The 12,886-nt window shown below is 44.2% G+C and carries 13 protein-coding genes; 8 read left to right on the top strand and 5 right to left on the bottom strand.

All coding sequences use genetic code 11. From position 1 onward, the window contains the following. Positions 1-73: 73 nt before the first annotated feature. Entirely contained in the window at positions 74-1,309 is a 1,236-nt protein-coding gene (locus tag NXZ84_RS10745) for a cytochrome P450 family protein (protein WP_258840252.1), read from the bottom strand. Between the two features lie 206 nt (positions 1,310-1,515). On the opposite strand from NXZ84_RS10745, the gene NXZ84_RS10740 reads away from it, so the two are divergent. Next, the gene (locus NXZ84_RS10740) at positions 1,516-2,340 is read left to right on the top strand and encodes a DUF2935 domain-containing protein (protein WP_258840251.1); all 825 of its coding nucleotides are present in this window, start codon (positions 1,516-1,518) and stop codon (positions 2,338-2,340) included. Positions 2,341-2,464: 124 nt separating this feature from the next. Next, the gene (locus tag NXZ84_RS10735) at positions 2,465-3,571 is read left to right on the top strand and encodes a hypothetical protein (protein ID WP_258840250.1); all 1,107 of its coding nucleotides are present in this window, start codon (positions 2,465-2,467) and stop codon (positions 3,569-3,571) included. A gap of 57 nt (positions 3,572-3,628) precedes the next feature. On the opposite strand, the gene NXZ84_RS10730 is transcribed toward NXZ84_RS10735, so the two are convergent. Next, positions 3,629-4,549 (bottom strand): proline dehydrogenase family protein, encoded by a 921-nt coding sequence (locus NXZ84_RS10730; protein ID WP_258840249.1) that lies wholly within the window; start codon positions 4,547-4,549, stop codon positions 3,629-3,631. A 164-nt stretch (positions 4,550-4,713) separates the two neighbouring features. Continuing rightward, positions 4,714-5,175, bottom strand: coding sequence for an Hsp20/alpha crystallin family protein (locus NXZ84_RS10725; protein WP_258840248.1), 462 nt, complete (start codon positions 5,173-5,175; stop codon positions 4,714-4,716). Positions 5,176-5,315: 140 nt separating this feature from the next. Between NXZ84_RS10725 and gatC the strand changes: the two genes are divergently transcribed. The 4 genes from gatC to NXZ84_RS10705 all read left to right on the top strand — a co-directional run bounded on the left by gatC (position 5,316) and on the right by NXZ84_RS10705 (position 8,917). Next, positions 5,316-5,606, top strand: a complete 291-nt coding sequence (gene gatC, locus NXZ84_RS10720) for an Asp-tRNA(Asn)/Glu-tRNA(Gln) amidotransferase subunit GatC (RefSeq protein WP_258840247.1) — start codon at positions 5,316-5,318, stop codon at positions 5,604-5,606. A gap of 11 nt (positions 5,607-5,617) precedes the next feature. Continuing rightward, a complete protein-coding gene (gene gatA / locus NXZ84_RS10715) occupies positions 5,618-7,084 on the top strand; it encodes an Asp-tRNA(Asn)/Glu-tRNA(Gln) amidotransferase subunit GatA (protein ID WP_258840246.1) in 1,467 nt (488 codons plus the stop codon). Continuing rightward, entirely contained in the window at positions 7,084-8,517 is a 1,434-nt protein-coding gene (gene gatB, locus NXZ84_RS10710) for an Asp-tRNA(Asn)/Glu-tRNA(Gln) amidotransferase subunit GatB (protein WP_258840245.1), read from the top strand. The genes gatA and gatB overlap by 1 nt, the downstream gene beginning before the upstream one ends. Before the next feature lie 82 nt (positions 8,518-8,599). Continuing rightward, on the top strand, positions 8,600-8,917 hold the full coding sequence (locus tag NXZ84_RS10705) for a hypothetical protein (RefSeq protein WP_258840244.1): 318 nt from the start codon (positions 8,600-8,602) through the stop codon (positions 8,915-8,917). A 4-nt stretch (positions 8,918-8,921) separates the two neighbouring features. Here NXZ84_RS10705 and NXZ84_RS10700 read toward each other — a convergent pair whose 3' ends face one another. Continuing rightward, positions 8,922-9,449: a hypothetical protein gene (locus NXZ84_RS10700; protein WP_258840243.1), complete on the bottom strand. Its 528-nt coding sequence runs from the start codon at positions 9,447-9,449 to the stop codon at positions 8,922-8,924. 86 nt (positions 9,450-9,535) lie between these two features. Between NXZ84_RS10700 and NXZ84_RS10695 the strand changes: the two genes are divergently transcribed. Both NXZ84_RS10695 and rlmD read left to right on the top strand, forming a co-directional pair. Further along, positions 9,536-10,417, top strand: a complete 882-nt coding sequence (locus NXZ84_RS10695; RefSeq protein WP_258840242.1) for a YegS/Rv2252/BmrU family lipid kinase — start codon at positions 9,536-9,538, stop codon at positions 10,415-10,417. Between the two features lie 46 nt (positions 10,418-10,463). Further along, a complete protein-coding gene (rlmD, locus tag NXZ84_RS10690; protein WP_258840241.1) occupies positions 10,464-11,840 on the top strand; it encodes a 23S rRNA (uracil(1939)-C(5))-methyltransferase RlmD in 1,377 nt (458 codons plus the stop codon). 84 nt (positions 11,841-11,924) lie between these two features. Here the strand turns inward: rlmD and NXZ84_RS10685 are convergent, their stop codons facing one another. Continuing rightward, complete coding sequence (locus NXZ84_RS10685) at positions 11,925-12,656, bottom strand: LuxR C-terminal-related transcriptional regulator (protein ID WP_258840240.1); 732 nt, start codon at positions 12,654-12,656, stop codon at positions 11,925-11,927. Positions 12,657-12,886 lie beyond the last annotated feature (230 nt).

Here is a 12,886-nt window from a genome sequence, read left to right as displayed (position 1 = left end):
GCAGAGCCAAGGGGCTCTGCCTTTTTTGAGTGCGCCCGGCTGTGCGCGTTCTATAGGGTATATAATACAGATGTTAGCGGTGAATCAGTGGGAGTTCTTTTAATCCTCGCATCAATAAACTTGGACGCCAGGAGAGCTCCTCGGCTGGTTTTGCTAAGGTGAGGGATGGAAGAGTGCGCAAGAGCTCTTCAAAGGCGATGTGAGCTTCCAGACGTGCAAGTGGCGCCCCTAAACAATAGTGGATTCCCATGCCAAACGCGATATGCTTATTAGGGTTGCGCTTCATATTAAATAGATGAGGTTCAGGAAATTGTTCGGGGTCACGGTTAGCAGCAGCAAGTGAAATTAGGACATAATCCCCCTTGGAGATAACGGTATCGCCCAGCGGAATATCTTCTAATGCCCACCGGTTGGTGGAAAACTCGACGGGACTATAGTATCGTAGCATCTCTTCTGTAGCCGTTGGGATGAGGGATGGGTTTTTCTTTAGCTCTTCCCATTGTTCAGGGTGCTGTAGAAGAGCAAATAATCCATTTCCAATTAAGTTTACAGTGGTTTCATGTCCGGCAATAATTAGTAAGAAAATCATGGAGAACAGCTCTGGTTCCGATAATTGTTCCCCATTCTCCCTTACATGTACCAGTTGGCTGATGAGGTCTTCTTTGGGGTGATTTCTACGATCTGCGATTTGACTTCCGATATAGTCGGTAAACTCTTTCATGATAGCGATCTCTTTGTCTTTGTCTTCTTCTGCATGCTCCTCTACTAAGTAATTGGACCATTGGCGAAATTGATCTCGATCTTCAATGGGAACGCCTAGCATTTCACTGATGACGATAATGGGTAAGGGAAAAGCAAAGGATTGAATGAAGTCAAAGGAAGAAGAATGATGGCGGTAAGGTTGAAGTAGATGAGACGCAATGGCATGAATGCGTGGGCGCAACTTTTCTATCATACGTGGAGTAAAAACTTTGTGTACCAATGTACGCAAACGAGTGTGATCTGGTGGGTCAACATTTAACATGTGTTTGGACAAGGGACTAGAACTTCCTCCGACAAAAAACTCACTGAATTGTTCTTCTGTGAGGATAAGGTGAGGGTTTTTAGTTAAACGAGTCTCTTTTAAAAGCGAGTTGGCATCTTTATAGCGGGTGATGATTCGCAGTTGTCCTTCGTAGAGGAAAGGAAGTGGGAAGGCAGGGGAGTGTTGACGCAACTCATCATAGTGAGCATATGCATGCTGTTTAAAAGAAGGGGTGGTAAGAGAGGTGGCAGATTGTAAGGACTGCTTTACATGAGAAGTAGTCACGAATGATCACACCTTTTTAGTATATTTTAACTGAGGTAATAGTAATGAAAATTCCTTTTTGAAATATTAGACAGAAAACGGATATACCCTGCTTACATAAAGTAAAGAGTATGTTACAAATCATATCTCTCTTTCTATAGAGATAGAGGTGATGGAGATTGAGGAGTATGCGTATAGATATGAAAAAGGATTGGGGAGGAAAACATATGGAGTTATCAGTCTGGCAAGAGCATCGTTTTTGGCTGGGCGTGTTAGATGATCATGCTGTGTTTGTATATGATTTTTTAGCACCGAAGGAGAAAGAGTGGGTGCAAGCCGCTGAGGAGTATAACGCACGTTTTCGTCTACTTGAAAGTGAGTTGATGAAGATTCAGCGAGAAGCACCCGCTTCGTCTCAAGAGATGATAGAGTTTGCCCGTCGTGCATATCCGGTGGTGACTGGATATTATGAACTGGAAAGCCGTATTCAGCGCTTGCGAATCATGAACGATATTCAGATTTCGTTAACCCCTACATACTTTAATGGGACTTTAGCAGAAAATGATGAGTATATTAGGATGCTCAAATATTACACCAATGGTCAAGTTCCTCCGCGATTATCCCTTGTCGACTTAAGTGATCTATGGTTGACTGATCAATATGGGCACGCCTCTCTTCTTTTCTTTGATTTAGATTTAATAGAAGGAGATATTTTGGCGCGCACCAATAAGTTTCGTGATCAATTTGCGACACTCTTACTGCAAAATAGAGCCATAAAAGGATATCTGCGAATGCAAGAGCAAGGATTCCCTAGGCAGGAGAAACTAGCATATGTGACAGCAACAACAGTAAATGAATTTTATCGCTTTGTGGAATACGTAGTGCGCGAATATGAACTGGAACGATTGATGAACAGAACCAGCCTTCGCTTTCTGGAACATCATTTGCCCGAATCATGTTACTTTCTTAAGAAGCTCTCTTACTATGCACCAGCGGTAAACATTCCGCACAATTGCTCTTTGATCAATCCGGCAACAGAGACGAAAGAATAACCTATATAACTGGTACATTTAATTTTAATATTGTGATAATATAAAAGAGTAACACGATAAGCCTACATATGGGTATATTCTAGTACGTAATAAAAAGGATATATTCAATTGAGGGAGTGAGTGGATGAAGCGTTATCTGGTGTACACTTGGCTCATTTTCTTTCTGGGTGCTCCTACAGCGGGTTCGTTTGCTCTCTCTATTTTATATCAGTATTGGTATCCGCAAACGAAGTTTTATCCTGTTTGGCTGTTAGAAATGTATTTGTTTGCTTGGTTCCCCGCTGTCATTATAGCGGCTTCCACTGCGTACTGGGGAAAGCGACATCCTAAGGCATATATCGCTTTAACAATTGTTTTGTTTATGGCTGTATTAACGATGGGAACTTGGGAAACGCGGGGCTCATGGGGGGGAATTAGCAGGGAAGAGGTTGTGATCAAAGGGATTGTCGGTGAACAAGTATTGACATCCGCAGGGCAATACGAAATATTGTATGCGCCTGTACATGAAAAAAATTTGATGGTCGCCATTTTAAACGGACAAGCGGTAGAAGTTGACGTCATTGCGGGGACACGAAAGATTGTCTCCTTTTCAAATTCTACATGGCTACAGTATTCTAGTTGGGAACGCACAGTAAACGTGGTGATCGGAGTGACGGCAACGGGAACTTTCGCCGGCTTTTTTTTCTTTGTTTTTAGTGTCTGGAGTGAGCGGATTGAAAGACGCCCTCATCGTCTTCATATATATAAGTGGGGGCGAAAGCAGCTCGTAGAGTTGGAGGATATTATTGAGCTACGCTGGGATGAAAATCAAAATAAGATGACGATCGAGACGAATGCCGTTGTGTTTGATTTTCCATACTCTTCGAAGATGGTTTCTCTACTGCGTAAGGTTGCATATGATGCAGGTTTATCTGCTATGACTAAGTGGCGCTATGTACGATGGAGTCAGTATAAAGAGGTGCGTATCGAAGAGACTGAGTTCATACTACAAGATGAACAGGCTCATCGGATTCCGTATATCTGGGTGGAGGAGCTTAAATGGGATGGAGCGATTCGCGTATTGACGGTAGACGGAGAATATTTGATAACAGATATTCGGTTCACTGACGAGCAGTGGTTTGACGAATTGGCAAATTGGATGAAACGGGTGTGGGAAAAAGAAGGTATCTCTTATATCAAAATAGTGGATCGTGAACAAGAAACGATTACCTATAAAACAGAATGGGATTAAGGTTAAACCAAGGCAAAGACATCTCCAACTTATGGAGATGTCGCAGGGGTAGATCAATTATTTTTTAAATAAACTTTTCAATACAAATAGAGCATTGGCAGGACGTTCGGCGATGCGACGAGTGAAGTATGGGTACCAGTCCTTACCAAAAGGGGTATATACGCGTACTTTATAACCTTCTTGCACTAATTGTTTTTGCAAGCCGGTACGGATGCCGTACAGCATTTGGAATTCGAAATGATCGGATGTGAGACCGTGTTTCTGTACATATTGTTTTGTCCAGTTAATGATGGTCTCATCATGGGTGGCGACAGCGGTGTAACACCCTTTTTCTAAATGCATACGCACAAGGTCAAGATAATTTTGGTCTACATCCTTTTTGTTAGGGTATACCAATTCAGTAGGCTCTTTATAGGCCCCTTTGACAATACGCAGATTAGCCCCCCATGATGCTAGTTTTTCTGCGTCCCTTTGCGTGCGATATAAGTAAGATTGAACAACAAGTCCGACATGTTCCTTACCAAACTCTTCTAATAAACGCTGGAAAATATCGATGGTAACGTCAATGCGTGGGCTGTCCTCCATATCGATGCGGACAAAGTTGTTATATTGTTTTGCTTTAGCGACAATCCGTTTCATATTTTCATAACAGAATTGGGGATCGATGTCTAACCCGAGCTGTGTCAGCTTCACAGAAACATTGGCTTGAACGTGTTGCTCTGCTATTCCATCAAAGATGTTCATGACAGCTTCTGTGCAGGCAGTGGCCTCGGCTTCTGTAGTCACACTTTCCCCAAGTAGGTCTAAGGTAACGATCAGCCCATCATGATTAAGCGCTTTCACAATTTCTATACTTTCTTTAAGTTGAATGCCTGCCACAAATCTTGCTGCTCCTAGTTTCATCCCATAGCGGGAGACTAGCGAAGTAACTAGTCGGTTACCAGCAACAGTTAATATCACCTTACGCGAAATGGACATGATGTCGCACCCCCTTGATATTTAGTGAATCGCATTTATTATACCTGAACGTGGCGGAAGCGCAATGGGAAGGGAAGGAATTATATAATTCAGTAGAGTAGGGGGAGGCAGAAGGTGGTTATGTAACCCTCGCTCCTTGGATAATACTGAGGAGCGAGGGGATGTTATTTGCTACGATCGATACCGATTGTACGAGTAGTCGAATAAGATTTTTTTGGAATATAAATGTAAAGACGTCCATTTCTTTCTTTCGCTACAATTTGGTCAGGATCTGTATCGGGTGGGAGCATAAAGGTACGGTAAAAGGAGCCGTACCTTTGCTGTTGTACACGCATACCGCCTTCACGTTCTGACTCCACTCGTTCTATCTGCTCCATTTTGATGGCCAGTTGATTTTCTTCCACCTCAATTTCTACATCATTAGCCGACATGCTAGTGAGATCCATTTCGATACAGTAGCATTCATCTTGCTCCGTCTGTTGGATAGAGGGGTTGAAAGTAGAGAGTGTGCGCTCAAACAAGCCATCGTTAAACCAGTGTTTAAACATGCGATCTATTTCTTGACGAAAGGTCGAAAATGGGTCAAGTTCAGCTGAACGGTTTTGCGCGCGTTCAGGTAAGCTCATCGGCATAACCTCCTTTTTCGCTATAAGTATATGTACACGCACTAGGAGTCGTTCCATGGAAGGGCTAAGGTTTAGAAGGATTTTGTGCTATACTGGCTGTATGATAAAGGCTTGGTTTTAATAAGTGGAGGTGACGTAAGTTGAGTATTTCCAGTACTGATGTAAAACATATTGCTAATTTGGCACGCTTAACTCTTACAGAAGAGGAAGTAACCAATTATACTAGTCAGCTAAATGATATCCTTCAGTTTGCCGATAAATTGAATGAATTAGACACAAGTGACGTAGAGCCAACCAGTCATGTGCTTCCACTCGTCAATGTGTTGCGCGAAGACGAAGTCCGCCCTTCGCTTACTAGAGAAGAAGCGTTAAAAAATGCACCAGATCAAAAAGATGGACAAGTACGCGTACCCGCTGTATTTGAAGACTGAGGAGGGATAGTATGTCATTGTTACATGAACCGATAAGCGACATACATAAACGGTTAGTAGCTAAGGAAATTACACCGACCGATTTGGTGGAAGAATCACTTACTCGCATAAAGAAAGTAGATGGGAAAGTACAAGCTTTTTTAATGGTGGATGAAGAGGGAGCGCGGGCTCGCGCTTTCGAGTTGGGGGAAAGGGTGAAGAGCGGGGAGACATTATCAACGCTATCGGCACTTCCAGTAGGGATCAAAGATAATATGGCGACGAAGGGGTTACCTACTACATGTGGGAGCAAGTTATTGCAAAACTACGAGGCGATCTATGATGCGACTGTTGTACAAAAATTAAATGCTGCGCACACGATCACAATCGGAAAAACCAATATGGATGAGTTTGCGATGGGTTCTTCTAATGAGAACTCAGGTTATTATCCGGTACATAACCCATGGGATTTAAAGCGAGTGCCGGGTGGATCTAGCGGTGGCTCAGCAGCAGCCGTTGCTGCTGGCGAAGTAGCTTTCGCGTTAGGATCGGATACGGGAGGCTCGATTCGCCAGCCTGCAGCATTTTGTGGAGTGGTCGGGTTAAAACCGACGTATGGATTGGTTTCCCGCTATGGGTTGGTTGCGTTTGCTTCGTCGCTTGATCAGATTGGTCCATTAACCAAGGATGTTAGGGACTCAGCTTATGTCTTACAAGCGATTGCAGGTCATGATGCATATGACTCCACGTCTGCTAATGTAGAGATCCCTGATTATGTGAGCGCGCTTACGGGTGAGATTAAAGGGCTTAAAATCGGGGTTCCAAAAGAGATGATGGGCGCTGGAATCGATCCAGGTGTGAAAGAGAAGATCGAGGCAGCGATCCGGGTGTTAGAAGGGCTAGGAGCTGTAGTAGAAGAGGTCTCTTTGCCTCACTCTGATTATGCTGTTGCTACCTATTATTTGCTGGCCCCGGCGGAAGCTTCTTCAAATTTAGCTCGCTATGATGGTGTGCGGTATGGACAGCGCATCGAAGGAGAAAATCTCTTGGACTTGTATCACCGGACGCGTAGTGAAGGGTTTGGGGCAGAAGTAAAGCGGAGAATTATGTTGGGAACCTATACACTCAGCTCGGGATATTATGATGCATACTATTTGAAAGCACAAAAGGTGCGGACACTTATTCGACAGGATTTTGAGTCGATTTTCCAAGACTATGATGTGATCTTAGGGCCAACTACCCCGACCCCTGCTTTTATGGCGGGAGAAAAGGTAGATGATCCACTCACGATGTATCTCAATGATATTTGCACGGTCCCTGTTAACTTAGCAGGTTTACCTGCGATGAGTCTTCCTTGTGGACGGGTAGATGGTCTACCCATCGGTCTGCAATTAATTGGTCCTGCTTTCTCTGAAGCGAACCTGCTCAATACGGCTTATGCATATGAACAACATGGCGAACGTCTTCCCAAACTAGACCTCGAAGGCGGTGAAGCATAATGACTCGATACGAAACCGTCATCGGTATTGAGGTTCATGTAGAGCTATCTACTCAGTCGAAGATTTTTTGTGGATGCTCTACCGACTTCGGTAAGGAACCCAATACACAAACATGTCCGATATGTTTAGGACATCCTGGTGTACTGCCGATGCTGAATAAGAAAGCGGTTCACCTTGCAATGAAAGCAGCGATGGCGTTACATTGTGAGATAGCGGAAATTAGTAAATTTGATCGTAAAAACTACTTTTATCCTGATTGTCCGAAAGCATATCAGATTTCGCAGTACGATCAGCCCATTGGAGAGCATGGCTGGATTGATATTGAGGTAGAAGGAGAAACAAAGCGGATTGGTATTACTCGTGTTCATTTAGAGGAAGATGCGGGTAAATTACAACATGAGGAGAGCGGAGAAAGCTCACTCGTCGACTTTAACCGTGTGGGAGTACCTCTGATCGAGATTGTGTCTGAGCCAGATTTACGTACTCCGGCAGAAGCGCGTGCTTACTTAGAAAAATTGAAGTTGATTATGCAGTATACGGATGTATCCGATGTGAAGATGGAGGAAGGATCGCTCCGCTGTGACGCTAACATAAGCTTGCGCCCAGTTGGACAAGAAGCTTTTGGTACCAAGACAGAACTGAAAAACTTAAACTCCTTCCGCAATGTTGAGCGGGCACTCTATTATGAGCAGAAGCGTCAACAAGAGGTGCTGGACGCGGGGGAAAAAGTGACGCATCAAACGATGCGCTGGTTAGAGGAAAAGGAAGAGACAAAAGTAATGCGTAGCAAAGAGGAAGCGCATGATTATCGTTATTTCCCTGAACCAGACCTTGTCAAGTTGGAGTTGGACCCAGTATGGAAGGAGAGCGTGCGTGCTCAAATCCCTGAACTACCTGATACACGTCAACAACGTTATATAAACGAATGTGGGCTTTCTAGATACGATGCAAGCATACTCGTGTCGGCGAAGTCAACGGCGGATTTTTTCGATGCAACAATGGAACAAGGAGCAGACGCAAAACTGGCAGCTAACTGGATTACGGGTGAGTTGCTCGCCTTCCTCAATAAAGAGGAGAGGATGCTGTCCGATATATTACTTTCGCCAGCTTCGCTTACGAAGATGATTACCCTTATTCAGCAGGGAACGATCAGCAATAAAATAGGGAAGAAAGTATTCCGTGAACTGATTGAGCACGGTGGAGATCCTGAGCAGATTGTGAAAGATAAAGGATGGGTGCAGATCAGTGATGAAGGAAAGCTAGAGGAGATGGTGGTAGCAGTTCTCCAGGAAAATCCGCAATCGGTGATCGACTATCGAAACGGCAAAGATCGCGCACTAGGCTTTCTGGTGGGGCAAGTGATGAAGCAGACACGTGGTCAAGCCAACCCGCAAATGGTAAATGAGATGATTCTCAAAAAGATGAACGACTAAGAGAAGGCGGCCCGCTTTTCTAAAAAGCGGGCGTCTTCTTCCTTCCTATTTTTAAGTAAGACAGAATTGAGGTGCGTTACGTATGATGGTTGTGTTATATGCGTTAATTGTTGTTTTTATGATCATAGGGGGGATTTCCTATTTGACTGTAAACCCACAGCCGATGTTTGCTGTGCATTATTTTTCGATCGCGCTGTATTTCTTTGTCCTGATTTTCGAGTTTATAGGGAAACCATTTTCTCGTCCTATCTATTTGCTGTTAACAGCGGTTTTAATGGGAAATGCGTTGATTCAGTTCTTCTATGCAGATGAGAGCAATTACTTGATGGGGATCATTAGTCTATTCTTTGCTTTCTTTTCCTTACAAGCGCAACGGAGGCTTAGAAAATCAGATGATTAGAGCGCTACTTTCCTTCAGCTAACTCGTTCCAGCGGTCTAAACCGATAATCGCTTGGACGGAGAACATGGCACATTGCAGGTGCTCTTCTTCGATTGCAGCCCAGTGCATCAGTGCTTGGATGGCTGTTTTCTCAGTAGTGGATGTTGCTGTGCACAATTGATTTAGGTAGCCGGCTCGGGAACGTAAGTGTGTGCGAGTGTAGTAAAGGCAGTGAACGAGAGTGGATAGTAGTTGCGGATGCCAGTCTCCACATTGCATTCGCTTTATGCATCCCATCGCCGTTAGCAAGTGATAACATGTTTCATGGTTTTCTCTAATTACTTCGTTCCACAACGCCGGGGCAGAAGGGGTCTGGTGAACGAGTAAGATTTGGGCAGTAAGTGAGCAAATGACTTCTTCTGCATAGATTGCTTGTTGTACATCACTTTGTGCTTGGAGATTTTTTTCTGTTTCCGACTTATCTTGTTCTGGAGGAGCGGATGGTTTCTCTGATGAGGGGGGTGTCTCTTCAGAAGGAGCTTGATCGGACATGGGATAACCTCCATTGGACAAATAGATGGCTTCACTACACCATAAGCGCCAAGAGGTACGAATAGACCATTGGGGGGAGAGAAAAAATGAGACGAGCGCGATTAATCTATAATCCATCTGCGGGAAGGGAAGCGGTGGAACGAAAACTGTCTGCAATCTTAAACAAACTGGAAGAGTGTGGTTTGCAAACGTCTTGTCATGCAACAACGGGAAGATGGGACGCGGCGGAGGCAGCGAAGCAGGCGGGTGAAAATGGATATGATGTTGTTATCGCAGCTGGTGGAGACGGTACTATCCATGAAGTGATAAATGGATTGTCAGTGCTTGATCAACGTCCTCAGCTAGGAATTATTCCGGGGGGAACGAGCAATGACTTTGCTCGCGCTTTGGGTCTGCCACGGGATTTGTTGCAAGCGACTGAGGTACTAGGAAAAGGTAGTGGTAAGAAAGTAGACATTGGTAAAGTGAATGGGCGCTATTTCTTAAATGTGGCGGCAGCTGGGTCACTCACGGAGATAACATACGAAGTTCCTAGTCGCCTCAAGACTGTTCTAGGTCAAGCGGCTTACTATGCTAAGGGATTAGAGAGGCTAAGTAAATTAGTTGAGCCATTTCCAGTGGAGTTGAAAACGGCTTCGCACTCATATGAAGAAGAGTTAATTTTACTTATCGTAGCTAATAGTCCTGCGATTGGTGGATTTCCTCGCTTGGCACCGCAGGCCACTATGACAGATGGGAAGTTAGATGTATTAGGGGTACGGAAGTGTGGATTGCCAGATCTTATTCATCTTATTAGTTTGCTACTAAAAGGAGAGCACCCCCAGGACTCACATGTGCTCTACTTCCAGACAGACCGAGTTGAAGTACATTCTTCAAGCGAAATGCAGCTTAATGTGGACGGGGAATGGGGAGGTACCGTTTCCGGTACGTTTGAAGTATTCCCGCATCATCTTGAATTGATCTGTTGAGGGAAGTAGGGAAGTAGGGAAGTAGGGAAGAGAAGGAGATAGATGTATGAGTAAGCCACCGGTACAGCCAGGAGAACGGGTTACAATTGAGATAACAGGTCAGAGTCATTCCGGTGATGGGATTGGCAGAGTGGATGGGTTTACATTATTTGTACCTCAGGCTATTCCTGGAGAAATTGTAGAGGTACAAGTGGTTCAAGTGAAAAAAACATATGGAAAGGCTCACGTTAAAAGTTGGGAGAAGGAGAGTCCGGCTCGTGTCCAGCCACCTTGTCCTATATATGATCGCTGTGGTGGATGTCAGGTGCAACATTTATCTTATACAGCACAGTTAGAGATGAAACGTGAGCAGGTACAGGATCAATTTGAGCGAATCGCTAAATTGAGCCATGTTCACATTCATCCTGTTAAGGGGATGGATAACCCGTGGCAATATCGCAATAAGGCGCAAGTACCTGTGGCGAAAAACAAAGGGAAAATAGTGGCAGGCTTTTATCAAGCGGGAACGCACCATATTATCGATATGGATCAATGCCTTATTCAACGACCGGAAAATGATGAAACGGTGCGCATGGTGAAGGAAATAGCGCAGGAGTGTGGACTCTCTATTTACAATGAGAAGACCCATCAAGGACTATTACGTCATATCATCGTTCGTACCGGGGTGAAGACGAACGAACAGATGGTGATCCTGGTCACAAATGGCAAGGAGTTACCACAGCAGGCGAAAGTAGTGCGAGCTCTACAGAGTCGCCTCCCACAGGTAAAGTCAATTGTTCATAATATTAATCAACAGAAAAACAATGTCATTATGGGACGGGAGAATAAATTGTTGTGGGGGGAGCCTTATATCCAAGATATGATCGGTAAAGTTACCTTTTCTATTTCTCCACACTCTTTTTATCAGGTTAATCCCGAACAGACAGAAGTATTATATGAGCAAGTACGACAATATGCACAGCTGTCAGGAACAGAAACGGTGATTGATGCTTACTGTGGTATTGGTACGATTGCACTTTATCTAGCAGAGCATGCGGGGTATGTGTACGGAATAGAATCCGTACCGCAAGCGATCGAGGACGCTAAGAAAAACGCTAGTTTAAACGGAGTGGAGCATGTCCACTTTGAAGCTGGCTTAGCGGAAGAGGTGATGCCTCAATGGCAGCAGCAAGGGATCACACCAGAGGTGGTTGTTGTCGACCCGCCGCGAAAAGGGTGTGCTCCTGAGCTATTGGACGCTATTGTGGAAATGAACCCTGACCGCCTTGTTTATGTTTCTTGCAACCCATCTACACTAGCGCGCGATAGCCGCTATCTACAGGAGAAGGGATGGTTGATTCAAGAAGTCCAACCTGTTGACATGTTTCCTCAGACCAGTCATGTGGAGTGTGTAGCTTGGTTTAAAGCACCCTGTAGAAAGTAAAAACGGGGTGCTTTTTTATGAGAAATATATAGTATGAAGTCCCTCGTTGTAAGAAGAAGGTTAGTTTATAAAGAAAGGGCTGGATTATTCGATCCAGCCCTTTCTTAATCCTACTGCGACCGCTTCTGCGCGGTTTTTGGCTTCTAGTTTATAGAGGATGGAACTGGCGTATTCATTGACGGTATGATCGCTAATCAAAAGAGATTGAGCGATCTTCTTTGTGTTGTATCCTTTCGCAATTTGTTGGAGCACCTGTTGCTCACGCGTACTCAGAGGAGAGGGTGATGTCGTTGAATTAGGCATGAGATAGGGACGGATGGCGAGAAGGATCTGGAGATGAAGTGTTTCAAGCAAATGAGATAGTTCTGAAGTGGGCTGGAACGGACGACCATCAATATCTAATATGAATACTCCTGCTAATTTTTGGTGTTGTCCACGAAGAGGGACGACATAGACTGAACTGAGATGAAATTGTTCTACCCATTTACTCGGAATGTAAGGGCTTACATTATTGAGGTAGAGAGGCCGGCCTGTTGAGAGCATTGGACAAAATTCCTGAATGGGGTAGAAGGGCTTAACAGTATTGGAGACTTCGCCTTCTTCCACACGGTAGGTATAGATTTGACCGGGGAGATGGGAAAGAGGGGAATGCCAAAACAAACAACCGCGTGTAAAGGGAGTTAGTGTACAGATATGATGAAGGGTTTGATTAAGTAAATCATGTAAGGAGCGGTGATGGAGAAGGGTTTGCTCAAATTGGACTAACGATTGCAGAAGAAATAGCCCACTTGGCACTGTAATGTGATTTCCGTTCATTTTTCACCCTCCCTTGGTACATCTTGAGATATCCACCGTTATAGTATATTAACACCACATTATTTTTTCTTTTAGTTTTTGTCAAGCTAAGCATGCTACATAATAGAAAGAAAATAATGTTGAAATATTTGGGTGTTTTACTGGTATCGTTATATCATGATAAAATCATGACAATTATTGCAGAATCGCCTCTTTGCTGCTAACTGCTAAGAGGGGTTTTACAAAAGTGC

The organism is Mechercharimyces sp. CAU 1602 (assembly GCF_024753565.1).
In the GTDB taxonomy this organism is placed as follows: domain Bacteria; phylum Bacillota; class Bacilli; order Thermoactinomycetales; family JANTPT01; genus Mechercharimyces.
The sequence above is the reverse complement of the archived record's forward strand: the minus strand, read 5'-3'. Positions and strand labels throughout refer to the sequence as shown.